Annotated in this window: 22 protein-coding genes; 15 read left to right on the top strand and 7 right to left on the bottom strand. The window is 64.0% G+C overall.

From position 1 onward, the window contains the following. The 7 genes from GR167_RS06410 to GR167_RS06380 all read left to right on the top strand — a co-directional run bounded on the left by GR167_RS06410 (window position 1) and on the right by GR167_RS06380 (window position 7,702). Window positions 1-1,098, top strand: a complete 1,098-nt coding sequence (locus GR167_RS06410) for a branched-chain amino acid ABC transporter permease (RefSeq protein ID WP_160972583.1) — start codon at window positions 1-3, stop codon at window positions 1,096-1,098. After that, window positions 1,095-1,865, top strand: a complete 771-nt coding sequence (locus tag GR167_RS06405; protein ID WP_160972582.1) for an ABC transporter ATP-binding protein — start codon at window positions 1,095-1,097, stop codon at window positions 1,863-1,865. The genes GR167_RS06410 and GR167_RS06405 overlap by 4 nt, the downstream gene beginning before the upstream one ends. Next, window positions 1,862-2,626, top strand: a complete 765-nt coding sequence (locus GR167_RS06400) for an ABC transporter ATP-binding protein (RefSeq protein ID WP_160972581.1) — start codon at window positions 1,862-1,864, stop codon at window positions 2,624-2,626. The genes GR167_RS06405 and GR167_RS06400 overlap by 4 nt, the downstream gene beginning before the upstream one ends. Window positions 2,627-2,629: 3 nt before the next feature. Continuing rightward, window positions 2,630-4,483 (top strand): AMP-dependent synthetase/ligase, encoded by a 1,854-nt coding sequence (locus GR167_RS06395; RefSeq protein ID WP_160972580.1) that lies wholly within the window; start codon window positions 2,630-2,632, stop codon window positions 4,481-4,483. 55 nt (window positions 4,484-4,538) lie between these two features. Continuing rightward, window positions 4,539-5,711: an ABC transporter substrate-binding protein gene (locus GR167_RS06390; protein ID WP_160972579.1), complete on the top strand. Its 1,173-nt coding sequence runs from the start codon at window positions 4,539-4,541 to the stop codon at window positions 5,709-5,711. Between the two features lie 80 nt (window positions 5,712-5,791). After that, window positions 5,792-6,943: an acyl-CoA dehydrogenase family protein gene (locus tag GR167_RS06385; protein WP_370741256.1), complete on the top strand. Its 1,152-nt coding sequence runs from the start codon at window positions 5,792-5,794 to the stop codon at window positions 6,941-6,943. Window positions 6,944-7,147: 204 nt separating this feature from the next. Then, on the top strand, window positions 7,148-7,702 hold the full coding sequence (locus GR167_RS06380) for a P-loop NTPase family protein (RefSeq protein ID WP_160972578.1): 555 nt from the start codon (window positions 7,148-7,150) through the stop codon (window positions 7,700-7,702). A gap of 15 nt (window positions 7,703-7,717) precedes the next feature. Here GR167_RS06380 and purU read toward each other — a convergent pair whose 3' ends face one another. Beyond that, window positions 7,718-8,602 carry a formyltetrahydrofolate deformylase gene (purU, locus tag GR167_RS06375; RefSeq protein ID WP_160972577.1) on the bottom strand — a complete coding sequence of 295 codons (885 nt, stop codon included), beginning with the start codon at window positions 8,600-8,602 and terminating at the stop codon, window positions 7,718-7,720. A 512-nt stretch (window positions 8,603-9,114) separates the two neighbouring features. On the opposite strand from purU, the gene GR167_RS06370 reads away from it, so the two are divergent. Together GR167_RS06370 and GR167_RS06365 are read left to right on the top strand one after the other, a co-directional pair. Next, on the top strand, window positions 9,115-10,362 hold the full coding sequence (locus GR167_RS06370) for an NAD(P)/FAD-dependent oxidoreductase (protein ID WP_160972576.1): 1,248 nt from the start codon (window positions 9,115-9,117) through the stop codon (window positions 10,360-10,362). A gap of 82 nt (window positions 10,363-10,444) precedes the next feature. After that, window positions 10,445-11,209 (top strand): LamB/YcsF family protein, encoded by a 765-nt coding sequence (locus GR167_RS06365; protein ID WP_160972575.1) that lies wholly within the window; start codon window positions 10,445-10,447, stop codon window positions 11,207-11,209. A gap of 209 nt (window positions 11,210-11,418) precedes the next feature. Here GR167_RS06365 and truA read toward each other — a convergent pair whose 3' ends face one another. Further along, window positions 11,419-12,186: a tRNA pseudouridine(38-40) synthase TruA gene (truA, locus tag GR167_RS06360; RefSeq protein WP_160972574.1), complete on the bottom strand. Its 768-nt coding sequence runs from the start codon at window positions 12,184-12,186 to the stop codon at window positions 11,419-11,421. Between the two features lie 142 nt (window positions 12,187-12,328). Between truA and GR167_RS06355 the strand changes: the two genes are divergently transcribed. From GR167_RS06355 to GR167_RS06345, 3 genes are read left to right on the top strand one after another with little or no spacing between them, the layout of a single operon-like run. Beyond that, a complete protein-coding gene (locus GR167_RS06355) occupies window positions 12,329-13,744 on the top strand; it encodes a YcjX family GTP-binding protein (protein ID WP_160972573.1) in 1,416 nt (471 codons plus the stop codon). Beyond that, on the top strand, window positions 13,741-14,190 hold the full coding sequence (locus GR167_RS06350; protein ID WP_370741254.1) for a GNAT family N-acetyltransferase: 450 nt from the start codon (window positions 13,741-13,743) through the stop codon (window positions 14,188-14,190). The genes GR167_RS06355 and GR167_RS06350 overlap by 4 nt, the downstream gene beginning before the upstream one ends. After that, window positions 14,187-15,176, top strand: a complete 990-nt coding sequence (locus tag GR167_RS06345) for a YcjF family protein (RefSeq protein ID WP_160972572.1) — start codon at window positions 14,187-14,189, stop codon at window positions 15,174-15,176. The genes GR167_RS06350 and GR167_RS06345 overlap by 4 nt, the downstream gene beginning before the upstream one ends. A gap of 208 nt (window positions 15,177-15,384) precedes the next feature. Here the strand turns inward: GR167_RS06345 and GR167_RS06340 are convergent, their stop codons facing one another. After that, window positions 15,385-15,792: a group III truncated hemoglobin gene (locus GR167_RS06340; RefSeq protein WP_160972571.1), complete on the bottom strand. Its 408-nt coding sequence runs from the start codon at window positions 15,790-15,792 to the stop codon at window positions 15,385-15,387. Between the two features lie 549 nt (window positions 15,793-16,341). Between GR167_RS06340 and ileS the strand changes: the two genes are divergently transcribed. Next, complete coding sequence (gene ileS, locus GR167_RS06335; RefSeq protein WP_160972570.1) at window positions 16,342-19,281, top strand: isoleucine--tRNA ligase; 2,940 nt, start codon at window positions 16,342-16,344, stop codon at window positions 19,279-19,281. A 55-nt stretch (window positions 19,282-19,336) separates the two neighbouring features. Then, window positions 19,337-19,789 (top strand): methylated-DNA--[protein]-cysteine S-methyltransferase, encoded by a 453-nt coding sequence (locus GR167_RS06330; RefSeq protein WP_160972569.1) that lies wholly within the window; start codon window positions 19,337-19,339, stop codon window positions 19,787-19,789. 250 nt (window positions 19,790-20,039) lie between these two features. Here the strand turns inward: GR167_RS06330 and GR167_RS06325 are convergent, their stop codons facing one another. From GR167_RS06325 to fsa, 4 genes are all read right to left on the bottom strand, one after another. Next, window positions 20,040-20,768 carry a CDP-alcohol phosphatidyltransferase family protein gene (locus GR167_RS06325; RefSeq protein WP_212769839.1) on the bottom strand — a complete coding sequence of 243 codons (729 nt, stop codon included), beginning with the start codon at window positions 20,766-20,768 and terminating at the stop codon, window positions 20,040-20,042. A 21-nt stretch (window positions 20,769-20,789) separates the two neighbouring features. Next, window positions 20,790-21,713 carry a tyrosine recombinase XerC gene (locus GR167_RS06320; protein WP_160972568.1) on the bottom strand — a complete coding sequence of 308 codons (924 nt, stop codon included), beginning with the start codon at window positions 21,711-21,713 and terminating at the stop codon, window positions 20,790-20,792. Then, window positions 21,710-22,417 (bottom strand): DUF484 family protein, encoded by a 708-nt coding sequence (locus tag GR167_RS06315; protein ID WP_160972567.1) that lies wholly within the window; start codon window positions 22,415-22,417, stop codon window positions 21,710-21,712. The genes GR167_RS06320 and GR167_RS06315 overlap by 4 nt, the downstream gene beginning before the upstream one ends. 244 nt (window positions 22,418-22,661) lie before the next feature. Beyond that, complete coding sequence (fsa, locus tag GR167_RS06310; protein ID WP_160972566.1) at window positions 22,662-23,315, bottom strand: fructose-6-phosphate aldolase; 654 nt, start codon at window positions 23,313-23,315, stop codon at window positions 22,662-22,664. A gap of 83 nt (window positions 23,316-23,398) precedes the next feature. On the opposite strand from fsa, the gene GR167_RS06305 reads away from it, so the two are divergent. Beyond that, complete coding sequence (locus GR167_RS06305; protein ID WP_160972565.1) at window positions 23,399-25,594, top strand: primosomal protein N'; 2,196 nt, start codon at window positions 23,399-23,401, stop codon at window positions 25,592-25,594. Window positions 25,595-25,601: the final 7 nt, after the last annotated feature.

Raw genomic sequence — 25,601 nt, 5'->3', positions numbered from 1 at the left:
ATGAAAGTGATTTTCAAGACAAGCTACGACAACGACATCGACCTGCACGAGGACTGGTGGGCGCGCGGCAAGATCATCGCCCTGGTGGCGGTGATGGCGGTGCTGCCCTTCCTGGTGGGGGAATATTACCTGGCCGAGGCGACCAACACGCTGATCTGGTCGCTGGCGGGGATGGGGCTGATGGTGCTGGTGGGGCATACCGGGCAGGCGAGCCTGGGGCACGCGGCCTTCATGGCGATCGGGGCCTATACCGACGCGGCGCTGATGAATATCGGCGTGCCGTGGGTGGTGGCCTTCCCGCTGGCAGGTCTGGCTGCGGGACTGTTCGGGGCGCTGGTGGCGATCCCGGCGGTGCGGATGTCGGGCATCTACCTGGCCATCGCGACGCTGGCGCTCTTCGTCATCGTGGAAGAGATGATCATCATCCTGGAACCGATCACCGGCGGGGTGGGGGGCATCTTCGCACCGTCGATCACCATCGCCGGGGTGGATTTCGACCGTTATGCCAGCCTGAACAATTTCTACTGGCTGTGTCTTGGCTGCGTGGTTCTGGTGACCTGGCTATACGCCAACCTGCTGCGCAGCCCGACCGGGCGCAGTTTCCTTGCGGTGCGCGACAGCGAGGTTTCGGCGCGCGCGCTTGGCATCAACGTCACCCGCACCCGCGCGCTGGCCTTTGGCCTCAGCTGCGCGATGACGGGCTTGGCCGGGGCGCTGATGGGGCATTACATCAGCTTCTTTAACTATGAGCTGTTCTCGGTCTTCATCTCGATCAACCTGCTGCTGGTGGTGACCATCGGCGGGCTGGGCTTCATCCAGGGGGCGTTTTTCGGCGCGATCCTGATCACCGCCGTGCCGCAACTGATCGCGATCCTGCGCGACGGGCTGAACAGCACGACGGGGATCGATCTGGGTTCGATCCCCGGGCTCGACACGCTGATCTTCTCGGCGATCCTGGTGGGCTTCATCATCTATGAACCGGCGGGGCTTTATGGCCGCTGGCTGAAGCTGCGGGTCTGGTTCCAGCTGTTCCCGCTGGCCCGGCGCGACATGTTCCGCCGCCAGAAAACCTATCTGAAGACGGAGAGGATGCGATGAGCCTGTTGCAGGTCGAAGACCTCGCCATCCATTTCGGCGGGGTGAAGGCGGTGGACGGCGTGTCCTTCAGCGTCGAGCCGGGCGAGGTGTTTTCCATCATCGGCCCGAACGGGGCGGGGAAATCGACGATCTTCAACCTGATCTCGCGTTTCTACAAACCGACGCGCGGCACCATCCGCTTCGACGGGCAGGACATCACCCACCTGTCGGCGCATCAGATCGCGCCGCTGGGCATCGCGCGGACCTTCCAGAATATCGAACTGTTCGATCATTCCACCGTGCTCGACAACCTGCTGATGGGGCGGCACACGCACCGGTCCACCAACTGGGTGCAGGACATGATGTTCCTGCCCAAGGTGCGCCGGGCCGAACGGGGCCACCGGCAAAAGGTCGAGGAGGTGATCGAGTTTCTCGAACTCGAAGCCTATCGCGACAAGCTGATCGCGGGTCTGCCCTACGGCGTGCGCAAGGTGGTGGAAATCGGCCGCGCCTTGGCGATGGGACCGAAGATGATCCTGCTGGACGAACCGGCATCCGGCCTGTCGGTTGAGGAAAGCCAGGACGTCGCCTACTGGGTCGAGGACATGCGCCGCGACATGGGGCTGACCGTGCTGATGGTCGAACATGACATGGGTCTGGTGAACCAGGTCAGCGACCGGGTTCTGGCCGTGGCCAATGGCGAACCGCTGGCGATGGGAACCCCCGCAGAGGTGCAGGCCGACCCGCAGGTCAAGGCCGCCTATCTTGGTACGGAGGTGGATGCATGAGCGTTTTGGATATCCGCAACGTCGAAACCTTCTATGGCGCGATCATGGCCCTGCGCGGCGTGTCTTTGACGGTGGAACAGGGCGAAATCGTCACCATTCTCGGCGCCAACGGGGCGGGCAAGACGACGCTGATGAAAACGATTTCCGGGCTGATGGACCCCGAAAAGGGCAGCATAGACTTCAACGGGGTGCGCATCGAAGGGATGGAACCCGACAAGATCGTCGCCATGGGGCTGGCCCATGTCCCCGAGGGGCGCGAGGTGTTTCCCTATCTGAGCATCGAGGAAAACCTGCGCATGGGCGCCTATACAAGGCGCGGCGCCGATATCCGCGACGATATCGACATGGTCTACAGCTATTTCCCGATCCTGAAGGAACGCCGGGCGCAGTCGGCCGGGTTCCTGTCGGGCGGCCAGCAGCAGATGCTGGCGATCGGCCGGGGCCTGATGGCGCGGCCCAAGCTGATGCTGCTGGATGAGCCATCATTGGGCCTGTCGCCGCTGCTGACGCAGGAAATTTTCGCCATCATCAAGCGGCTGAATGCCGAACAGGGCGTGACCATGCTCTTGGTGGAACAGAACGCCAATGTGGCGCTGCACACGGCGCATAAGGGCTACGTTCTGGAAATGGGCCGGATCGTGATGGCGGGCAGCTGCGAAGACCTGCGCGCCAGCGACGATATCCAGGAATTCTACCTGGGCCGGCAGGAAGAAACCCAACGCGGGCAAAAGCGCTGGAAACGGCGCAAGACGTGGAGGTGAGCGATGGTCGAGATGACACAGGACATGATCATCCCCGACGACGCGCCCATCGCGATGGATGGCTGCGACACGATGGTGAAGCTCTGGGCCAAGCGCTGTCACGAGTTGGGCGATCAGACCGCGCATCGGGAAAAGGAACTGGGCGTCTGGCAGGCCTATAGCTGGACCGATTATTATCAGGGCGGCAAATGGGCCGGGCTGGCTTTGCTGTCGATGGGGCTGGAAAAGGGCCAGCCGGTGCAGATCCTGTCCGAGGACCGGCGCGAATGGCTGTACGTAGATCTGGGCGTGGCTGCGGTGGGCGGCATCCCCTCGGGCGTCTATACCACCGACAGCGCCGAACAGCTGGCCTATCTGATCAACGATTCCGGCGCGCCGTTCCTGTTCGTGGAAAACGACGAACAGCTCGACAAATTTCTGGAAGTCCGTGATCGGATGCCGGGGCTGCACAAGGTCATCGTCTTCGACCGCGACGGGCTGGCCAGTTTCAGCGATCCGCAGGTGATGTTCTGGGACGAGTTGATCGAACTGGGGCAGGCCGAGGAACAGGCCAATCCGAAGAAGTTCGAGGCCGCGCTGGAAGCGGTGACGCCGCAGGACGCGCGGATGCTGATCTATACCTCGGGCACCACAGGGCCGCCCAAGGGGGCGATGATCACCCATCGCAACATGATGTATCAGGGCTTTGCCGGTGAACAGACGCTGGAATTCTTCCCGACTGACGAATTGCTGTGCTTCCTGCCGCTGTGCCACGTGCTGGAACGGCTGATTTCGGTCGACTTCCCGATCCTCGCGGGCTGCAAGGTGAATTTCGCCGAAAGCCCCGAAACCGTCTTCGACAACCTGCGCGAGGTCAGCCCGCATTCCTTCACCGGGGTGCCGCGGATCTGGGAAAAGATCTACAGCCGGATCAGCATCATGCGGTCCGAGGCGGGATGGGTCGGGCGCAAGGCCTTCGACTGGGCCGTCGCGGCGGGGATGAAGAAGGCGCTGGCCAAGGAAGACGGACGGCGGCTGGGCCCCGTCGACAGCCTGAACCTGGCGCTGGCCGATCTTCTGGTGCTGCGCAACCTGCGCAACCTGGTGGGGCTTTCGCGTACCCGCCGCTGCACCACCGGGGCGGCGCCGATTTCGCCCGACCTGCTGCGCTGGTTCGAAGCGATCGGGGTGCATCTGCTGGAAGGCTACGGCATGACCGAAACCGCAGGCGTCGCCACGGTCAACACGCTGGCTTGCAACTTCGTCGGCACCGTGGGTGAGGTGTTGCCGGGCACGCAGATGCGCATCGCGCCGGACGGGGAAATTCAGCTCAAGGGGCCGGGCATCTTTGCCGGTTACTGGAAGAAGCCGGAAAAGAGCGCCGAGACCTTTACCGAGGACGGATGGCTGAAGACCGGCGATGTCGGCATGATCGACAATCACGGCGCGCTGAAGATCACCGGGCGGCTGAAGGACATCATCATCACCGCAGGCGGCAAGAACATCACCCCCGCCGAGATCGAAAGCAAACTGAAGTTTTCGCCCTATATTTCCGATGCGGTGGTGATCGGCGACCGGCGCAAATACCTGACCTGCCTGATCATGATCGACCAGGAAAACGTCGAACGCTTCGCACAGGACCGGCAAATCCCCTATGCCGATTTCGCCTCGCTCACCCGCGCCAAGGAAGTGGTCGACCTGATCGGCGACGTGGTGAAGGAGGTCAACAAATCCTTCGCCCAGGTCGAACAGATCAAGGATTTCCGCTTGATCGACATTCTGCTTACGGCGGAAGATGAGGAACTTACTCCGACGATGAAACTCAAGCGGAATTTCGTGAACACGCGACACGCCGCCTTGATCGAAAGCATGTATTGACCCGGCCGGGGAGGGCCGGGGCAGTGATTTGAAGTATGATAAGGGAGGAAGACCAATGAAAATCTGGAAAGGAATTGCCGCCGCTGCGGCGCTGTCTCTGGGGCTTGCCGCGCCTGCGGTGCGGGCCGAAACCGGGGTGACCGACACCGAAATCAAGATCGGCGGGGCGCATGACCTGTCGGGCATCTTCGCGCCGTTTTCGGTCCCCGCGGTGAAGGCCGCGCAGCTTTACTTCGACGAAATCAACGCCAAGGGCGGCGTCAACGGGCGCAAGATCACCTATATCGTCGAAGATCACGGCTACCAGGTGCCCAAGGCGGTGCAGGCGGCCAACAAGCTGATTAACCGCGACGGTGTCTTTGCCATGCTGCTGAGCCTCGGCACGCCGCACAATATCGCGATGTTCAAGCTGATGGAGCCCAAGGGCATCCCCAACATCAACCCGCTGACCGCCGCGCGGCAGATGGTCGATCCGCCCGCGCCGTGGAAATTCGCGGGCACCGCCGCCTATTACGACGCGGTCAAGGCGACCACCGAATACATGGCCGCCGAACAGGGATCGAAGATGTTCTGCCTGATGTACCTGCCCACCGATTTCGGGGTGGAAATCCAGGAAGGGCTGAAGGACGGCGCCGCTGCGGCGGGCGTGTCTTACGGCGTGGAAACCAAGCACAAGCCGGATGAGACCGATTTTTCCGGTGCTCTGGGCAAGATCAAGGAAGGCGGCTGCGACACGGTCGGTTTGGCGCTTGGCGTCAGCCAGGTCATCAACGTGATCGCCACCGCCAACAAGCTGGGCATGAGCGACCTGAAATTCGTGCTGTCCTCGGCCGGGTTCCACACCGTGGTGGCCAAGGGTCTGGCGGCGCAGGGCGTCATGGGCGGCGTCTATGCCGGGGCCGGCTGGCAGGACCTTGAGGCGCGTATGGGCAATCCGGAAGTGGCGGCCTGGGTCAAATCCTATACCGAAGCCACCGGCGAGAAGTTCCCGGGCACCGGCGCCCTGCTGGGCCGTTCGGCGGCGGAGCTGATGGTGCGCGGGCTGGAAGCGGCCGGTCCCGACCTGACCCGCGAAGGTTTCATCAAGGCGCTGGAAGGGCTGAACTACGACGATGTGATCGCCGGCAGCAAGGTGTCGATGAGCCCCGACAACCACGTCGCTGCGACCTCGATCTATGTGTCGGCGGTCGATAACGGATCGTGGAAGCTGATCAAGACCATCGAATGACGGTCTGACCGGCGGGGCGTTCGATCGCCCCGCCACCTTTCCCCACAAAAACAAGACATACGACGAGGCAGGAGATACCCGTGCTGAAACGGACCCTTTACGACGAAGAACACGAAATTTTCCGCAACTCGGTGCGCAAATGGGCCGAGGCCGAGGTGTTCCCGCATATCGAAGACTGGCGCGCCGCCGGATGCGTCAGCCGCGAGGTCTGGCGCAAGGCGGGCGAACAGGGGTTCCTGTGCATGTATGCGGATGAAAAATACGGCGGGCTGGGGCTGGACGATTTCCGCTACGACATGATCCTGTGCGAGGAAATCAACCCGCGCGAACCGGGGTTCTTCATCGGGCTGCACAACCGTATCGTCGGCCCCTACCTGCACAAGCTGGGGACCGAGGAACAGCGCGAGCGCTTCATGCCGGGCGTGGTGTCGGGGGAAACCATCCTGGCCATCGCGATGACCGAACCGGGCACCGGGTCTGATCTGGGCGGGGTCAGGACGCGCGCCACCGACATGGGCGATCACTGGGTGCTGAACGGGTCCAAGACCTTCATTTCCAACGGGCTGCTGGCCGGTCTGGTCGTGGTCGCCGCGCGCACCGGGGATGGGCACGAAATCGGGCTGTTCCTGGTCGAAGAGGGCATGGAAGGGTTCGAACGCGGTCGCAACCTGAAGAAGATGGGGCTGAAATCGCAGGACACGGCGGAGCTTTTCTTCGACAACGTGAAAGTGCCGAAGGAAAACGTGCTGGGCGATCCCAGCCGCGGCTTCAAGACGATGATGATGAACCTGGCCGAGGAACGGATCATCGGCGCCCTGGGCTTCGTGGCGCGGGCGGAATACGCGTTTGGCATCACGATGGATTACGTGATGGACCGGCGCGCCTTCGGTCAGCCGATCGGCACGTTCCAGAATTCGCGCTTCAAGATGGCTTCGATGCGGACCGAACTGGATGCCGCCTGGGCGCTGACCGATCATTGCGCGCGCGAACACCTGTCCGGTCAGCTGAGCGCGGAAATGGCGGCCGAGGCGAAGCTCTATACCTCCGAGGTCGAAGGCCGGGTGGTCGACGAATGCCTGCAGCTGCATGGCGGCGCCGGGTATATGGACGAATACGAAATTTCGCGGCTCTACAGCGATGCGCGGATCAGCCGGATCTATGCCGGCACCTCCGAGATCATGCGCGAAATCATCGGCCGTGGTCTGGGGCTGGATGAGCGCAGGCGGAACTGAGCGGACGAATCATCAAGGCGGCTCCGAATCGGGAAATGCTGCACCTGCACGGGATGATGGGCCTGTTTATTTCGCCTTATGAGGGTTTTATAACGGCAATTGTGCCGATTTTGTTAGAAATCTGTAAAAAAAGTTTGAGCATTTCGCAGGTGCAGCATTAGCCTGAAACCCCAAGGGGAACGGAGATTGGGGCTGAGGACGGATATGGGGCGTAGGATCTATATCACCGGTGCTTCCGGGGCAGGAGTATCCACCTTGGGGCGGGAACTGGCACGGGTTCTGGACGTGCCGCATGCGGATGTCGATGATTTCTACTGGCTGCCCGCCGATCCGCCGTTCAGCCAGAAACGCCGCGTCAACGAAAGACTGAGCCTGCTGAAACGCGCCCTGGGGCGCGGCGGCTGGGTGCTGAGCGGGGCCTTCGACCGCTGGGGCGATCCGCTGTTGTCCAAGGTCGACCTGGTGATCTTCGTCACCGCGCCGACGGGCATCCGGCTAGCCCGGTTGCGCGCCCGCGAACGGGCCCGGTTCGGCGAGCGGATCAAGGCGGGCGGCGACATGGCCGCGATCCATACCGGCTTCATGGCCTGGGCGTCGCGTTATGACGATCCCGATTTTTCCGGCCGCAACCGCGCCCAGCACGAAGACTGGCTGCAATCGATCCCCTATCCTGTGCTGCGGATCGACGGCACCCAGCCGACGGCGGAACAGGTCAGCACGGTTCTGGACCACCCGGCGCTGGAAACCTCCTTCGCCTGAGGTCCGGACGGGCGCTTAGCCCATCCGTTCCGATGCATAGGACCCGGGCGAGGCCGGGAAGACCACCGTTTTATTACCGTTCAGGAACACCCGGTGATGGATATGCGCGTGGATCGCTCGGGCCAGCACCTGGCTTTCCACGTCGCGGCCCAAGGACACGTAATCGGCCGGGCTTTGGGCATGGGTGACGCGCACGATGTCCTGTTCGATGATCGGCCCCTCGTCCAGATCGGCGGTGACGTAATGCGACGTTGCCCCGATCAGCTTCACCCCGCGTTCGAACGCTTGCTTGTAGGGGTTGGCGCCCTTGAAGGACGGCAGGAAGGAATGGTGGATATTGATGATCCGGCCCGACATCTTCTGGCACATCTCGTCCGACAGCACCTGCATGTAGCGCGCCAGCACGATCAGTTCCGCCCCGCTGTCCTCGACGATCGCCATCTGCTGCGCTTCGGCTTGCGCTTTATTGTCCTTGGTGACCTTGATGTAGTGGAACGGGATGTCGTGGTTCACCACGACCTTCTGGTATTCCAGGTGATTGGAAATCACCGCCACGATGTCGATCGGCAGCGCCCCGATCCGCCAGCGATACAGCAGGTCGTTCAGGCAATGCCCGAAGCGCGACACCATGATCACGACCTTCATCTTTTCGTTCTCGTTGTGGAAGGCATAGGTCATGCCCTTGTCTCCGGCGACGCTTTGGAAAGCCTGGGACAGGTCCTCCATCCCCTTGCCCTTTTCGCTGCGGAAACTGACGCGCATGAAGAAATTGCCGGTTTCCGCGTCGTCGAATTGCGAACTGTCGGTCAGGTTGCAGCCGTTATCGGACAGGAAATTGGCAATCGCGGCGACAATGCCGCGGGTGGATTTGCATTTCACGGTAAGGGCGTAGTCGGTCATCGGTGTTCCATGCGTTCCGGCCCGAGGGGCCGCTGTTTTGGGTCAGCCTTCGTGGTAAAAGGCGCGGTTTGGCGCGGCAATCGCGGAAATGACCTCTGACGGGGCGATAAGCCGGTATTGCCCGAATAAACGAGGCCGGAACTTTCCGATCGGATACATCCGGCGGTTTTTGGAGAATTTCCGTCAAAATGGGCGCTCATCGGCAGGGCACGGGGGAAGGTCCGCCCGATCCCTGCCGGTCAGAAGAGAGGCAAAGCATTGGATGACGCGCGTGACCGTCGATCTGTTCGAGGCGGCCGACCCCCCGTTAAGGAGAGATAGAGTTGAGGCGCCGGTCGTAAGTCCCGGAACATCCCGGGCCACGCGCGTAACATCCTTGCTGCATCAGGGATTGAGCAATTCATGTGCCAAGTCTTTCGCGCCCGGCGAAAAAACCGTGTCGCGGGATTGCGCCCGTATTTCACCCGCCGGTCTTTGCCGCTACGGTTCACGCGGAATCGAAAGGGAAAGCCATGGCTGCAAATCGGGTCATCGTTGTCGGGGCGGGGATCGTCGGCGTGTCCACCGCCGTCTGGCTGCAACGCGACGGGCATGAGGTGGTTCTGGTCGACCGCGCGGGCCCGGCGGAAGGCGCGTCCTTCGGCAATGGCGGCGTGCTGGCCTCGGCCTCGGTGGTGCCGGTGACCACGCCGGGGCTGTGGCGCAGAGCCCCGCGCATGGTGCTGGACCCCGACAGCCCGCTGTTCCTGCGCTGGTCCTACCTGCCGCGGATGCTGCCCTGGCTGGCGCGCTACCTGTCCCACGCTAACGACCGCGACGTGCGCCGCACCGCGAAGGCGCTTTATCCGATTGTCGGCGACAGCCTGGCCGATCACCGGGCGCTGGCCGCAGGGACCGGGGCCGAGAAATGGATTTCGGAGGCCGATTTCGTCTATCTGTACCGATCGCGCCGCGATTATCTGGCCGATGCCTATGAGTGGGATTTCAACCGGGCCTACGGATTTGCGCCGGTCGAATACGAAGGCGACGCCCTGCGCGCCTACGACCCGGCCTTCGGCGACACGATGGGGTTCGGCGCGGCGATGCCCAATCACGGCCGGATTTCCGATCCCGGCCAATATGTGAAGGATTTGGCCGCCCATGTCGTCGCGCAGGGCGGGCAACTGGTGACAGCCGATGTGACCGGGCTGATCCGCGACGGCGACAGGGTCGTCGGGGTGCAAAGCAGCACCGGTGATCTGTGCGGCGACGCGGTGCTGATCGCCACTGGCGCCTGGTCGGGGCCGTTGTCGAAGATGCTGGGGCTGAAGATGCCGCTGGAATCCGAGCGCGGCTATCATATCGAGCTGTGGAACCCGTCCGTCATGCCCCGGTCGCCGGTGATGATGACGACCGGGTCCTTCGTGATCACCCCGATGGAAGGCCGCTTGCGGCTGGCGGGCATTGTCGAATTCGGCGGGCTTGAGGCGGGACCGTCGCGGGCGCCGTTCAAATTGCAGATGAAACAGGTCAAGGCGGCGATGCCCGGGCTGACCTGGGATCGGGCGACCGAATGGATGGGCCATCGCCCGACGCTGAGCGATTCCGTGCCGGTGATCGGTCCGGTGCCGGGCCATCCGGGGGTGTTCATGGGCTTCGGGCACCAGCATATCGGGCTGACCGGCGGGGCCAAGACCGGGCGTCTGCTGGCCCAGATGATCGGCGGCAAGACCCCCAATATCGACATGTCGCCCTATGCCCCGGGCCGTTTCAGGGCTTGAAATTTGGCCCTGAAATCACGAGGTAAGGAACGATGAACGCTTTGTCCAACCGCCGCGCGACGGGGGCGGAGTAAGGAGACCCATGACCCTTTCAGTCGATCTCAACGCCGATATGGGCGAAAGCTTCGGCCCCTGGCAGATGGGCGACGATGCCGCCCTGCTGGATATCGTGACCTCGGCCAATATCGCTTGCGGCTATCATGCCGGCGATCCGGACGTGATGATGCAGGTGATGCGCAAAGCGGTGGAAAACGGTGTCGGCATCGGCGCGCATCCCGGGTTTGACGACCTGCGCGGCTTCGGCCGCCACCGGCTGCATGTTCCGCAGGCGACGCTAGCCAACCAGATCCGCTATCAGGTCGGCGCGGCGCAGGCGATGGCCCGCGCGGCGGGCGGCGAGGTGCGGCATCTGAAGCTGCATGGCGCTTTGGCCAATATGGCCTCGGAAGACGCCGGTCTGGCGCGCGCCTGTTACGAGGCGGCGCTGTCGGTGGCCCCCGATATCGCGATCATGGTGCTGGCCGCGACGCAGCAGCAGCAGGCGGCCGAGGAGCTGGGCGCGAATTGGGTGGGCGAGATTTTCGCCGACCGCGCCTATAACGATGACGCCACGCTGGTCGACCGGTCGAAACCCGGCGCGGTGATCCATGACGCGGAGGTCGCCGGGGAACGGATGGCGCGGATGGTCGGCGAAGGGGCGATCATCACCGAAAGCGGCAAGCGGATCGAAACGAAGATCGACACGATCTGCCTGCATGGCGATACGCCCGAGGCGATCGGCATCGCCCGTTCGGTGCGCGCGGCGCTGGAAGGCGAGGGCGTCGCGGTGAAGACCTTCGGAAAGTGAGTTAGGCGTCTTACGACCCGATCATGTTCCGGCCCGGAACAAGGCCGAAGGCCGCCGGGCCAGCGCCAGTCCGCCCGCACGGGCTGGCGCTTTGGAGAGGCTTGTGCGGCTACTGATAGGAAGCGCGGGTTTGGCTGGCATAAACTGCCATTCTTAAAGGTCGCAGCGCCATCCCGCGGACTGGCGCTGTCCCGGCTTTTGACTCTGCCTCAGACGAACGGGTCCTCGGGATATTGCACCCCGGCCAGGTAAAGCCCCTGCGGCGGGCAGACAGGACCGCAGGCGGCGCGGTCGCGGGCCTCTAGCGCGTCGCGCACGTCCTCGGGCGTCCAGGCCCCGGCGCCGACCCGTTCCAGCGTGCCAACGAAGCTGCGCACCTGGTTGTGCAGGAAGGATCGCGCGCGCAGGAAGAAGCGGAGTTCCGGACCGGACCAGCCCTCGACCTCTTCGATACGCAGTTCGCCGAGCGTCTTGACCGGGCTGGCCGCCTGACAGATCGAGGAGCGGAAGGTGGTGAAATCGTGCTTGCCGATCAGGTAGGCCGCGGCCCGACGCATCGGTTCGGGATCGAGCCGCTGCGACACCTGCCAGACCAGCCCGGCATCGTGGGTGGCGGGGGCGCGGCGCATCAGCAGCCGGAACACGTAACGCCGTTCCAGCGCCGAAAACCGCGCATGCCAGTCGTCGGGTACAAGCGCCGCGCGGCGGATCGCCACCGGTTGCGGTTTCAGGTGGAAATTCAGCGCCTCGGACAGGCGGAACGGGTCCCAATCCTTTTGCAGGTCGCAATGCGCGACCTGCCCGATCGCATGCACCCCCGCATCGGTGCGCCCGGCGGCGGCGATGGTATGCGGCCCCGGTTCCAGACGCGCCAGCGCGTCCTCGATCGCGCCCTGCACCGAGGGCTGATCGGCCTGGCGCTGCCAGCCGGCGAAAGGGGCACCGTGATATTCGACTTCGAGGGCAAATCTGGGCATGGCGCGCCCTTACCGCAAATTCGGGGGCTTGGGAAGCGGCGGGGCATTTTGAGTATTTTTGCCAAGAAGAAACACAGGTGGTTTTTCTGCCCCCCTCCTGTGCTTATGTTGCAGAGAACGAGAGATTTGAAAGGCAGGGCCCTTGGTGATCGGCACATTGGCGGACGGATTGACGAGGCAGGTCGAAGCGGTCGGCGACGCGATTTCCGAAACGCTGTTCGAACCGGTGATCCGGCTCGGGGTGACCGGGCTGGCGCGCTCGGGCAAGACGGTTTTCATCACCTCGCTGATCGCCAACCTGATGGATCGCGGGCGGATGCCGCAGCTGGTCGCCGCCGCCGACGGGCGGATCGAGGCGGCCTATCTGCAGCCGCAGCCCGACGACACGATCCCGCGCTTCGAGTATGAAAATCACCTGGCGGCACTGACCGGGCCGGAACCGCATTGGCCCGAAAGCACTCGCACGATTTCCGAACTGCGCCTGTCGCTCAAGGTGCGCCCCAAGGGGCTGCTGTCTGGGCTGCAGGGGCTGCGCACGGTGCATCTCGATATCGTCGATTATCCGGGCGAGTGGCTGCTTGATCTGGGGCTGCTGGAAAAAAGCTATGGCGAGTGGTCGCGCGACATGCTCGGGCGGCTGGCCGGACGGGCGTCGGCGCAGGAATTCCTAGCGCGCGCCGGGGTGGCGGAAGTTGGGGCACCGCATGACGAGGCGGTGGCGCAGGAGCTGGCGCGCACCTACACCGACTACCTGCACCGGGCGCGGGCGGAAGGGTTTTCCGACTGCACCCCGGGGCGGTTCCTGCTGCCGGGCGACCTGGCCGGGTCGCCGGTGCTGACCTTTGCGCCGCTGCCGGTGACGGAGGCGTCGAAGCGCGGGTCCTTGCTGCGGGAAATGGAACGGCGCTTCGACGCCTACAAGTCCCGGGTGGTGAAGCCGTTTTTCCGCGATCATTTCGCCCGGATCGACCGGCAGGTGGTTCTGGTCGATGCCCTGGGCGCGATCCATTCCGGGCCGCGCGCGGTGGAGGATTTGCGGCTGGCGATGGGCGATATCCTGGGCGCGTTCCGGCCAGGGCGGACGGCGTTCCTGACGCGGCTGTTGGGCGCGAAACGGGTGGAGAAGATCCTGTTCGCCGCCACCAAGTCCGATCACCTGCATCAAAGCCAGCACGCCCGGCTGAGCGCCATCATGCAGGCGCTTTTGCGCGAGGCGCGCGACCGGGCCGATTTCGCGGGCGCCGAAACCCAGGCGCTGGCCATCGCGTCGCTGCGCGCCACCACCGAGGAAACCCTGACCCATGACGGGCGGCAGGTCGATTGCGTGCGTGGGCGTCTGCTGGACACCGGCAAGCAGGCGGCGTTCTATCCCGGCGCCCTGCCCGAAGACCCTGCGCGGCTGCTGTCGCCGGCGCGCAAGGGGGCGGAAAAATGGCTTGATGCCGATTATGAGGTGATGAAGTTCGCCCCGGCGGCGCTGAGCCTGAAACCCGGCGAGGGGCCGCCGCATATCCGGCTTGACCGGGCGGCGCAATTCCTGATCGGGGATCGGTTGTGACGGTTTGCTTGCGCCCGGCGCGGGTGCTCGATGCGCGGCAGGCGGGGGAAATCCTGCACCTGTTCAACACCGGCACCGAGTGGATGCCGAAGCTGCATTCGCAGGCCGAAACCATCGGGTTTTGCGGCACGATGATCGATCGCGGCTGGGTCACGGTGGCCGAACGCGACGGCCGGGTGATCGGGTTCCTGGCCCGCGATGGCGTCGATATCTGTTCGCTCTACCTGCGCCCGGGGGAAACCGGGCAGGGGGTTGGCAAGCACCTGCTGGACAGGGCGAAATCCGAAAGCGATTACCTGCAGCTTTGGGTGTTCCAGGCCAACGAGGGCGCGCAGCGCTTCTATGCCCGCGAAGGCTTCACCGAAATCGCCCGCAGCGACGGGGCGCATAACGACGAAAACCTGCCCGACATGCAGATGATCTGGCGCAAGGAGATGAGCCGATGACCAACGGACCGATCCTGATCGACCTGGAAGGCGCCCCCGAGGCGCCGGGCCCCGACGAAGCGCCGGCGATCGGCGACGAGGGGCTGCCGCAGGGGACGGCGATGCAATCGGTGCTGGGGGTGGCGGCGCGCAAACCGTCGCGGCTGGGGCGCTGGATATTGGGGCTGGCGCTGTCCTTCATCGGCGCGGTGGTGTCGGTGGCGGCCTGGGATTTCGTCACCGGGCTGATCAGCCGCTCGCCGGTGCTGGGCATGGCGGTGGCGGTGCTGGGGATTGCGCTGTTGCTGGCCGTCGCGATCGCGGTGATCCGCGAACTGGCGGCGTTTTCGCGGCTGGCGCGGATCGACACGCTGCACAAGCGGGCCGAGGAGGCGCTGAGCGAGGACGACATCGAAAAGGCGCGGGCTGTCACCGGCGGGCTGATGCGGCTTTATGCAGCGCGGTCCGAGATGGACTGGGCGCGGGCACGGTTCGAGGAACGGCAGGGCGAACAATTCGACGCCTCAGCCCTGATGGACCTGGCCGAGGTGGAGCTGCTGGCGTCGCTGGACAAGGCGGCACAGGCCGAGGTGCAAGCGGCGGCGCGGCAGGTGGCGGCGGTGACGGCGATCGTGCCGCTGGCGTTGGCCGATGTGGCGGCGGCGCTGACCAGCAACCTGCGGATGATCCGGCGGGTGGCGGAGATCTATGGCGGCCGGTCCGGCACCCTGGGCAGCTGGCGGCTGATGCGGGCGGTGATGACCCATCTGGTGGCGACCGGCGCGGTGGCGGCGGGCGACGATATGCTGGGCACGCTGGCCGGTGGCGGGTTGCTGTCGAAACTGTCGCGGCGCTTTGGCGAAGGCGTGGTGAACGGCGCGCTGACCGCCCGCGTGGGCGTGGCGGCGATGGAGGTCTGCCGGCCGGTGCCGTTCACCCGCAAGCGGCGCCCGTCGGTGTCGGCGCTGGTGTCGCGGGCGCTGGCGGGGCTGTTTTCCAAGGGCTAGGACAATGAGCGCCCGTACCGGGCGCGCAGCATGTGCTTCGCCTGTGGCGAAGCGGGGCAGGGGGCGCTGCCCCCTCTGGGCCTTCGGCCCATTCACCCCCGGGATATTTGTGAAAAGAAGAAGCTGTTTCTTCTTGGTTCAAATACTCCCGCCGGAGGCGGTCCCGCAGGCAAGGGTCTCGGGATGGGATTGTTGGCTGTGGGGCGCGTCAGCGCAGGATCGGCACGCCGCCGGGGCCCTTCATTTTCTCCATCACGCCGGCGCGGAAGGTGCGGCCGATCTTGTGGGCGAGCGCTGACCAGGCCTCGGCCTGATCGGGGCGGAGGTCTTCGCGCAGCACCTTGTCGAACAGGGCGAGCCAGGCGTCGAACATGCCGGGGCGGACATTACCGGCGGCGCGATGGACCTGCACCGGATTGCCGTCATAGCCGCGGTCGTGCAGGATCGCGTTGGCCCAGAAATCGGCGACCCGTTCTTCATGCGCGGGCCAGTCGGTGACATGCACGGCGAAGACCGGGCCGAGCCCGGGATGCTGGCGCACCAAGTCGTAGAAATGCGTCACCACTCGGTCGATATCATCGCGGGTGACGTCGAAGCGGGGCGGGAGGGCTGTCATGGCGGTGCCTTGTGAAGAACGTCTATCCCATAGATAGGGGGGCGCGGCGGCGGGGACAATCGCAAGCCGCCGGGCGGGCGGCGAAACCCGATGGAAAACATCGGAAACCATACCCGACTAAACATATCAAGTATGTGAAATAAAAGAAAAAATCTTGACCTTGGCGATTTCACGCCCTAGGTAGGGATCAAAGCCAGATGGCGAAGGAGAGACGCCGTCCAGCCCGCATGATCCATCCCGCAAGCAAGGTCCAGCAACGCAGCGCGCTTATCGCCAGCTCCGCAGCCCGGTCCAGCCAGCCAGACAGATCGAGCCGAACAGAAGGGGACGCCTGTGGCGGTCCCCTTTTTTGTCGCGCGCGGGGCGGCCGAGACGGGTTTACCCCCGCCTTTCAGCGCCGTATAAGCGGCGCATGATGCAACGCTTTGCCATCATTATTCGAATTACATGCCCGGCGCTCTGATCCAGACGAGCCGCCGGGACAAGGCGTATGGGATACCGCGCCGCCCTGAACCCAGACAGACGACTATATCCTGAAGGACGCCCGGAATGTGCGCCGATACCCCCGAGACCCCCGACTATAAAGACACGCTGAACCTGCCGCAGACCGATTTCCCGATGCGCGCCGGTCTGCCCAAGCGCGAACCCGCCTGGCTGGACCGCTGGAACGAGATCGGCGTTTACGACCGTCTGCGCGACAAGGCCAAGGATGGCAGCCGCAAGCCCTTCACCCTGCATGACGGCCCGCCCTACGCCAACGGCCACCTGCATATCGGTCACGCGCTGAACAAGACGATCAAGGACATGATCGTGCGCAGCCACCAGATGATGGGCTATGACAGCCGCTATGTGCCGGGCTGGGATTGTCACGGGCTGCCGATCGAATGGAAGATCGAGGAACAGTACCGCGCCAAGGGCAAGAACAAGGACGAGGTGAACGTGGTGGATTTCCGCCGCGAATGCCGCGCCTTTGCCGATGAATGGGTCGATATCCAGCGCGAGGAATTCAAGCGGCTGGGCATCACCGGCAACTGGGCCGATCCCTACCTGACGATGGATTATCACGCCGAGGCGGTGATTTCCGACGAGTTCATGAAATTCCTGATGAACGGCACGCTGTATCAGGGATCGAAGCCCGTGATGTGGTCGCCGGTGGAAAAGACCGCCCTGGCCGAGGCCGAGATCGAATATCACGATCACAAGTCGCACACGATCTGGGTGCCGTTTAAAGTGGCGAATGCTGGTGAAGGTAGTGATCAGTTCCCAAACCTGTTTGAGAAGCCTTTCTCTGTGGTGATCTGGACCACGACTCCCTGGACCATCCCGTCGAACAAGGCCGTCGCTTATAATCCGAAGATAAATTACGGTCTATATGAAGTCACTGATGCCGCTCCTGATAATTGGGCAAAGCGTGGCGATAGATATGTGCTTGCCACAAACTTGGCTGAGGATGTTTTCAACGCGGCGCGTGTTGAAAAATATAAGCTAATTTCTGAGCTTGGTTCCGGAGCGTTGGCTGATTTGACCCTGTCGCACCCCTTCGCCGGGATCGACGGCGCAAACGGCTTCTGGGATTACGACGTGCCGATGATCGACGGCGATCACGTCACCGACGATGCCGGGACCGGTTTCGTGCACACCGCGCCGAGCCACGGCGCCGATGACTATGAATGTTTCGTCAAGCGCAACTGGCTCGACCGGATGACCCATAACGTGGGAGAGGAAAGCGAATTCCTGCCGCATGTGCCGTTCTTCGCCGGGCTCAAGGTGTTCAACCACAAGGGCAAGGAAGACAAGGCCAACGCCGCCGTGATCGACAAGCTGGTCGAGGTTGGCGGCATCATCGCGCGCGGCCGGATCACCCACAGCTATCCGCATTCGTGGCGGTCGAAAGCGCCGGTGATCTTCCGCAACACGCCGCAATGGTTCGCCAGCGTCGACAAGGAAGTCGGCGACGGCCAGGATACCTATGGCAAGACGATCCGCGAACGGGCGCTGAATTCCATCGACCAACTGGTGAAATGGACGCCGCAGACCGGGCGCAACCGGCTTTATTCGATGATCGAAAGCCGCCCCGACTGGGTGCTGAGCCGTCAGCGCGCCTGGGGCGTGCCGCTGACCTGCTTCACCAAGAAGGGCGCGTTGCCGACCGATCCCGATTTCCTGCTGCGCGACGAGGCGGTGAACAAGCGCATCTTCGCGGCCTTCGAGGCCGAGGGCGCGGATTGCTGGTATGAAGAGGGCGCCAAGGAACGCTTCCTCGGCAACGATTACAATGCCGAGGAATGGGACCAGGTGTTCGACGTGCTGGACGTGTGGTTCGATTCCGGATCGACCCATGCCTTCGTTCTGCGCGACCGCGAGGACGGCACCGAGGACGGTATCGCCGACGTGTACATGGAAGGCACCGACCAGCACCGCGGCTGGTTCCACAGCTCGCTGCTGCAGGCCTGCGGCACCAAGGGGCGCGCGCCCTACCGCAACGTGGTCACCCACGGGTTCACCCTGGACGAGAAGGGCAACAAGATGTCCAAATCGCTCGGCAACACCATCGTGCCGGAAGAGGTGATCAAGCAATACGGCGCCGACATCCTGCGGCTTTGGGTGGCGCAGACCGATTACACCGCCGACCAGCGGATCGGGCCGGAGATCCTGAAAGGGGTCGCCGACAGCTATCGCCGGCTGCGCAACACCTTGCGCTTCATGCTGGGATCGCTGAGCGGGTTCACCGAGGCCGACCGCGTCGACCCGGCGGAGATGCCGGAACTGGAACAATGGGTGCTGCACCGCCTGGCCGAACTGGATCACAAGGTGCGTTCGGGCTACCAGTCCTTCGACTTCCAGGGCGTGTTCTCGGCGATCTTCAACTTCGCCACGGTGGACCTGTCGGCCTTCTATTTCGACATCCGCAAGGACGCGCTTTACTGCGACGGCGACACGCTGCGCAGCCGTTCGGCGCGCACCGTGCTGGACATCCTGTTCCACCGGCTGACCACCTGGCTGGCGCCGATCCTGGTTTTCACCATGGAAGAGGTGTGGCTGGAACGGTTCCCGGGCGATGACAGCTCGGTCCACCTGGTCGATATCCCGGAAACCCCGGCCGATTGGCTGAACGAACCGCTGGCGGCGAAATGGGCGCAGGTGCGCCAGGCCCGCCGCGTGGTCACCGCCGCTCTGGAGGTGCAGCGCACCGACAAGGTGATCGGCGCCTCGCTGGAAGCGGCGCCGGTGGTGCATGTGCGCGACGCCGACATGCTGGCGGCGCTGAAAACGGTGAGCTTCGACGACATCTGCATCACCTCCGATATCCAGCTGACCGGCGATCCGCTGCCCAACGAGGCCTTCCGCCTGCCGGAGGTCGAGGGCGTCGGCGTGGTGTTCGAAAAGGCCGAGGGTCAGAAGTGCCAGCGCTGCTGGAAAATACTGCCCGATGTGGGCCTGCACAGCCATCCGGGCACCTGTAAGCGGTGCAACGAGGCGCTGAGCTGAATGAGAGAGACGGCCCTGAACCCGGTTCAGGGCCGTTTTTGCAAGGGGTGACAGAATGTTGCGGCTGACTGTTGAGACTCCAACCGGCGCGGTCACCCTGAGCGAGGAAGACGGCGCAATCACCGGCCTGGACTGGGGCGGGGCGTTTTCCGACACCTCGCCGCTCCTGGCGGAGGCGTCTCGTCAGCTGGACGAATATTTCGATGGCAGCCGCACCGAATTCGACCTGCCGCTGCGGGTGGACGGGTCGGATTTCCAGCGCCGGGTCTGCGATGCGATTGCCGCGATTCCGTTCGGGGAAACAAGGACCTATGGCGATCTGGCCCGCGAGCTTGGCGTTCCGGCGCAGGCCATCGGGCAGGGCTGCGGCGGCAATCCCATCCCGATCCTGATCCCCTGTCACCGGGTGCTGGGCAGCGCCGGGCTGGGCGGCTTTTCCGGCCGCGGCGGGGTGGAAACCAAGGTCTGGCTGCTGAAGCACGAAGGGGCCGCCGGGCTGCTGATCTGAGCCGGTTTCGGGCGGTTTTGCACGAAACGGACTCTTATACAGGAGTTATCCACAGAAAACCCTATACCTTTTGATGTATTGCGATCTTTTGTGCATAACCTTTCGTATTGGTTCGGGCTGTGCCGTCCCTGATCGAAGGTTTAGGCCTGATAGATCGCGATGCGATCCCTGGGCTGAATGAGTCGTTTTTCAAAAGTTATCCACAGAAATCGGCAGATTTCTTATCCTATTGCAACATTATGTGGATAAGTCAGGCTGCGGATTTCCCCGCAACGACCTGTTGCACTTTCTCCGGAACGATCTGCTGCACGATCCCGACCAGCAGCAGATAGATCGAGGTCACCACCAGCCCCCAATGGGCCCAGCTGTCGGGGTGGAAATCGACCCAGGCCGACCATCCGGCAAAGCAGGTCCAGGCCAGAGCCACCGGCAGCGACAGCCTGCGCCAGCGCATCGTGCGCACCGGGTGGATGAATTTCAGCGGCGTGAACATCGCCACCGCCAGCACGGTGACCAGCGACAGGATGACCCAGAAATTCGGCGTCAGCGCGAACAGCACGATCACCAGCATGTTCCAGCAGCCGGGGAAACCGGCAAAGGAATTGTCCTTGGTCTTCATCCGGGTGTCGGCGAAATACATCGCGCTGGCGAAGGTGATGATGATGATCGCGAACCAGCCGGTCCAGCCGGGCAGCAGGCCGGATTTGAACAGGGCGAAGGCCGGGATGAAGACGTAAGTCAGGTAATCGATGATCAGGTCCAGCAGCACGCCGTCGAATTGCGCCGCGTAATGCTTGACGTGATAGCGCCGCGCCAGCGGCCCGTCGATGCCGTCCACCGCGAAGGCCACGACCAGCCACAGGTACATCAGGCTCCATTTTTCGTCGACCGCGGCAAGCATCGCGAGCATCGCGAAAACCGCGCCGGTGGCGGTCAGCAGGTGGACAGACAACGCCTTGAATTCGTTCGTGATAACCATTCCAGACCCCTGTTGCGCGCGTTATCCGGCTTTCGGATGGGTCTTTTCGTATACTTCCAGAATGCGGTTCAAGTCCACCGCGGTATAGGCCTGGGTGGTCGATAGCGACGCATGGCCAAGCAGTTCCTGGATCGCGCGCAGATCGCCGCCCGCGTTCAGCAGATGGGTGGCGAAGCTGTGGCGCATCGCGTGCGGCGTGGCGCTGGCGGGCAGGCCCAACTGCATACGCGCCTGTTCCATCACCTTCTGGATCGCGCGCGGGGACAGGGCGCCGCCGCGCACGCCGCGAAACAGCGGCGCGTCGGGTTCGGCGGGGAAGGGGCAAAGGCGCATGTAACGGGCAACCGCCGCCTGCGCCGCGGGCAGAACCGGGACGATGCGTTCCTTGTTGCCCTTGCCGATGATCCGCAGGGTTTCGGCCAGCGGGACATCGCGGCCCTTGAGCCCCAAGGCTTCGGAAATCCGCAGGCCGCAGCCGTAGAGCAGCGTCACCACCGCCATGTCGCGGGCGCCAACCCAATCCGTGTCCGATTGCATTTCCACCGTTTCGATCATGTCGCGCGCGGCGTCCTCGGCCAGCGGACGGGGCAGCTTGGCGGTGAATTTGGGCGTTCGGGCGGACAGCACGGCAGTGGGTTCGAACCCTTCGCGCTCGGCCAGCCAGCGATAGAAGCTTTTCACCGCCGACAGCTTGCGCGCCAAGGACCGCGACCCGACGCCCTGGCCCCGGGTAAAGGCCATCCAGGCGCGCATGTCCGACACGGTGATCTGCGACAGCGCGCCAAGCCCCTGCGCCTGTCCCTTGTGTTCGGTGATGAAGCCCAGAAAACCGGCGACGTCGCGGGAATAGGCCGCGATGGTGTGGTCCGAGGCGTCCTTCAACGCCTTCTGCCCCTCCAGCCAGGTCTGCAGGGCGTCCCGCGCGGCCGGAGAAATCAGGGTCATGACAGCCAGCGGCGCATCGAGCGTTCGAACACGCCGGCGAAGAAGGCCAGAAGGTCGGTGCCCTGCTGCGGGGTGAACTGATGCGGGTCTTCGGAGCCCATCACCAGCATCCCGGGCAGGCGGCCGGTGCCGAAATCGAGTTTCAGGCAGGCTTCGGAGCGGATCCATCCGGCCTTGTCGCCGTAAATTTCGGGGGCGCCTTCGTGCATCTGGCGCAGGGTGACTTGGCGCAGCGGGATGTTGCGCCCCTGGGTCAGGTAATCGGCGATGAAGCCGGGTTCGGCCACCGACAATACGTCGCCCAGCCGCTGAACCGCCGGTTCGTCGTCGTTCTGCACCGATTCCAGCACCAGCTTCATGCAATCGACCCGCAGCGTGTCGGCCACCGGCCCGCCCAGATCGCGCAGGAAGACCTCGAATTCCATCGGGTCCAGCATCCGCAGGATGGCGCGGTGCACCTGGTTGGTGCCGGCAAGGTTTTCGTAAGCGGCGGCGATGACGCTGCGATGGGTGTCTTCGAGCCGGTCGAAGCGGGATTCCAGCCGTTCCATCGCGATGCCGCGCAGATCGACGATATTGCCCCCCATCGCGCGTTCGTTCGCGGCGATCAGCGCCTGCATAAGGTCCTGATCATCAAGGATTACGTCGGGCTGCGCGATGATTTTTTCGCGCAGGGCGTCGTCGATCTTGGGTTTGCTGCTCATGTATCCGTCATTCGTCTTTTTTCGGAATATTAGCAGAAGGTTCCGGCGATTGCTTCAAGTTTTTCAGGCGATACTGGGCGTGAACCCGCCGGTGGCACGGCGGGTCGGCGCAGGTTCTGTGGATAAAATCGAATCCAGACAGGGCGCCATGGGCTTGTGACGCCCGGTGCCTGTGGATAACTCGCGAAACGAAAAAAGGCGCGCCAGGGGGCGCGCCTTTTGCCTGTCCGGGGGCTGTGCCCGGTTACAGGATCTTGATCTTCGCGGCTTCGATATCGGCCAGGAAGGTGGCCAGGCCCTTGTCGGTCAGCGGGTGGTTGACCAGCGATTTGATCACCGCAGGCGGCACCGTCGCCACGTCGGCGCCGATCCGGGCGCATTCCAGAACGTGGTTGACCGAGCGGATCGAGGCGGCCAGCACTTCGGTTTCGAACCCGTAATTGTCATAGATGGTGCGGATGTCTTCGATCACTTCCATCCCGTCCAGCGCGATATCGTCCAGACGGCCGATGAAGGGGCTGATGAAGCTCGCCCCCGCCTTGGCGGCCAGCAGCGCCTGGTTGGCGCTGAAGCACAGGGTCACGTTGACCATCCGGCCTTCGTCGCTCAGCACCTTGCAGGCCTTCAGACCGTCCCAGGTCAGCGGCACCTTGATGGCGATGTTTTCCGCGATCTCGCCCAGCTTGCGGCCCTCGGCGATCATCGTGTCGGCATCGGTGGCGGTGACTTCGGCGGAAACCGGGCCGTCGATCAGGTCGCAAATCTGCTTGGTCACTTCCAGGATGTCGCGGCCGGATTTCTTGACCAGCGACGGGTTGGTGGTCACGCCGTCGACCATGCCCAGCTCGTGCAACTCGGCGATGGCGTCGAAATCGGCGGTATCAACGAAGAATTTCATGTCTGAGCCTCGAATGGGTTGGGTTTTGCTCGGCTTGGCTTTACCGCATAGTGTCTGAACCCGAAACCCATAAAAGGCGACCCGTGACCGAACCCGATTTCTTCGACGAAGGCGATCTTGTCGGCGTGCTGACCACCCAGCCGCTGGATCGTGTGCTGGATTACAAGGCGCCCGAGGGCGGCTGCTGGCGCGGCGCGTTCGTCGAGGTGCCGCTGGGCCCGCGCAAGGTGCTGGGCGTGGTCTGGGGCCGGGGCAAGGGCGATTACGACCGCTCAAGGGTGCGGTCGGTGATCCGGGTGCTGGACGTGGCCCCCATGCGCGAGGAAATGCGCAGTTTCCTGAAGCGGGCGGGCGATTACACGCTGACGCCGCGCCCGGCGATGCTGCGGCTGGCGACACGGGCGCCGGGGCTGGGCGATCCGCCGTCGATGCAGAAAATCTACCGGCTGGGCAGCACGGAACCCGACCGGATGACCGATGCCCGCACCCGGGTGCTGGAAGTGCTGCGCGATTACGGCGGGCTGGCCTTCACGCTGAAGGAACTGGCCGAAATGGCGGGCGTGTCGACCGGCGTGGTCAAGGGATTGGTGAAACAGGGCGCGGTGCTTGAAGAAGACCGGCCGCGCGATCTGCCCTTTCCGACGCTCGACCCCGATCACGGCGGCAAGGCCTTGGCCGACGATCAGGCCGAAGCGGCCGAGGCGTTGCGCGCCTCGGTCCGAACCGGCACCTATGGCACCACGCTTCTGCGCGGCGTCACCGGATCGGGCAAGACCGAAGTGTACCTGGAAGCCATCGCCGAATGCCTGCGCCAGGGGCGGCAGGCGCTGGTGCTGCTGCCGGAAATCGCGCTGACGGCGGAATTCCTGACGAGGGTGGAGGCGCGGTTCGGCGCCAAGCCCGCCGAATGGCATTCCGGCGTCACCATGACCGAACGCCGCCGAATCTGGAAAATGGTCGGACAGGGCGGCGCGCAGATGGTGATCGGCGCGCGGTCTGCCCTGTTCCTGCCGTTCCAGAACCTTGGCCTGATCGTGGTGGATGAGGAACACGACACCTCCTACAAGCAGGAAGACGGGGTGTTGTACAACGCCCGCGACATGGCCGTGTTGCGCGCCAGCATTTGTGGCGCGCGGGTGGTTCTGGCCTCGGCCACGCCATCGCTTGAAAGCTGGACCAATGCCGAAGCCGGTAAATACGACAAGCTGACCCTGACCAGCCGCTTCGGCGAATCCGTCCTGCCGGACATGAAGGCGATCGACATGCGCGGCGAAAAGCTGCCCTCGGATCGCTGGATTTCCGGCACCCTGCAAAGGGCGGTGCTGGAGAGGATCGAAAAGGGCGAACAGGCGCTGTTGTTCATCAACCGGCGCGGCTATGCGCCGGTGACGATCTGCCGGGCCTGCGGCCATCAGATCGCCTGCGATCACTGCGATGCGCGGATGGTGGAGCACCGGTTCCAGAAGCGGCTGGTCTGCCATCAATGCGGCGAAAGCAAACCGATGCCTGAGGTCTGTCCGAATTGCGGGGCGGAGGGCCGCATGGCACCGGTGGGCCCGGGAGTGGAGCGGCTGACCGAGGAGGCGGAGAAGCTGTTCCCCGACGCGCGGGTGGTGACGCTGTCGTCGGACCTGTTCGGATCGGCCCGCGCGCTGAAGGCGCAGATCGAGGAGATCGCGAAGGGCGGCGCCGACATCATCATCGGCACGCAGTTGGTCGCCAAGGGGCACAATTTCCCACTGCTGACGCTGGTGGGGGTGATCGACGCCGATCTGGGGCTGCAGGGGTCGGACCTGCGCGCCGCCGAACGCACGTTCCAGCTGATGCGGCAGGTTGCGGGCCGGGCTGGGCGGTCGGAACGCAAGGGGCTGGCGCTGCTGCAAAGCTACCAGCCCGAACACCCGGTGATCCGCGCCATCCTGGCGGGCGACGAAGAAGGCTTCTGGCGCGCCGAGGCCGAGGAACGCCGCCAGGCCGGTGTGCCGCCCTTCGGGCGCATGGCCGGGATCGTGCTGTCGTCGCCGGACGTGCAGGAAGTGTTCGACCTGGGTACCGAGATGGCGCGGCGCAGCGCGCCCTTGCGGCAGATCGGGGCGCAGGTTTTCGGCCCCGCCCCGGCGCCCATCGCCCGCATCCGCGGACGGCACCGGGTGCGATTGCTGGTCAAGGCGGACAAGGGCGCGCCGCTGCAGGCGGCGCTCGCCAAATGGGTGGGCCAGTTCAAGCTGTCAAATCAGGTCCGCCTGAGCGTCGATATCGATCCGCAAAGCTTCCTCTGACCCGGGC

Origin of the sequence: Thalassovita mangrovi (assembly GCF_009857745.1) — a bacterium.
GTDB lineage: Bacteria > Pseudomonadota > Alphaproteobacteria > Rhodobacterales > Rhodobacteraceae > Thalassobius > Thalassobius mangrovi.
The sequence above is the reverse complement of the archived record's forward strand: the minus strand, read 5'-3'. Positions and strand labels throughout refer to the sequence as shown.

Bases quoted from the DNA above. Each gene is read 5' to 3' on its own strand.
- GR167_RS06410 (WP_160972583.1), top strand. From the start codon at position 1: ATGAAAGTGATTTTCAAGACAAGCTACGACAACGACATCGACCTGCAC.
- GR167_RS06405 (WP_160972582.1), top strand. From the start codon at position 1,095: ATGAGCCTGTTGCAGGTCGAAGACCTCGCCATCCATTTCGGCGGGGTG.
- GR167_RS06400 (WP_160972581.1), top strand. From the start codon at position 1,862: ATGAGCGTTTTGGATATCCGCAACGTCGAAACCTTCTATGGCGCGATC.
- GR167_RS06395 (WP_160972580.1), top strand. From the start codon at position 2,630: ATGGTCGAGATGACACAGGACATGATCATCCCCGACGACGCGCCCATC.
- GR167_RS06390 (WP_160972579.1), top strand. From the start codon at position 4,539: ATGAAAATCTGGAAAGGAATTGCCGCCGCTGCGGCGCTGTCTCTGGGG.
- GR167_RS06380 (WP_160972578.1), top strand. From the start codon at position 7,148: ATGGGGCGTAGGATCTATATCACCGGTGCTTCCGGGGCAGGAGTATCC.
- purU (WP_160972577.1), bottom strand. From the start codon at position 8,602: ATGACCGACTACGCCCTTACCGTGAAATGCAAATCCACCCGCGGCATT.
- GR167_RS06370 (WP_160972576.1), top strand. From the start codon at position 9,115: ATGGCTGCAAATCGGGTCATCGTTGTCGGGGCGGGGATCGTCGGCGTG.
- GR167_RS06365 (WP_160972575.1), top strand. From the start codon at position 10,445: ATGACCCTTTCAGTCGATCTCAACGCCGATATGGGCGAAAGCTTCGGC.
- truA (WP_160972574.1), bottom strand. From the start codon at position 12,186: ATGCCCAGATTTGCCCTCGAAGTCGAATATCACGGTGCCCCTTTCGCC.
- GR167_RS06345 (WP_160972572.1), top strand. From the start codon at position 14,187: ATGACCAACGGACCGATCCTGATCGACCTGGAAGGCGCCCCCGAGGCG.
- GR167_RS06340 (WP_160972571.1), bottom strand. From the start codon at position 15,792: ATGACAGCCCTCCCGCCCCGCTTCGACGTCACCCGCGATGATATCGAC.
- ileS (WP_160972570.1), top strand. From the start codon at position 16,342: ATGTGCGCCGATACCCCCGAGACCCCCGACTATAAAGACACGCTGAAC.
- GR167_RS06330 (WP_160972569.1), top strand. From the start codon at position 19,337: ATGTTGCGGCTGACTGTTGAGACTCCAACCGGCGCGGTCACCCTGAGC.
- GR167_RS06325 (WP_212769839.1), bottom strand. From the start codon at position 20,768: ATGGTTATCACGAACGAATTCAAGGCGTTGTCTGTCCACCTGCTGACC.
- GR167_RS06320 (WP_160972568.1), bottom strand. From the start codon at position 21,713: ATGACCCTGATTTCTCCGGCCGCGCGGGACGCCCTGCAGACCTGGCTG.
- GR167_RS06315 (WP_160972567.1), bottom strand. From the start codon at position 22,417: ATGAGCAGCAAACCCAAGATCGACGACGCCCTGCGCGAAAAAATCATC.
- fsa (WP_160972566.1), bottom strand. From the start codon at position 23,315: ATGAAATTCTTCGTTGATACCGCCGATTTCGACGCCATCGCCGAGTTG.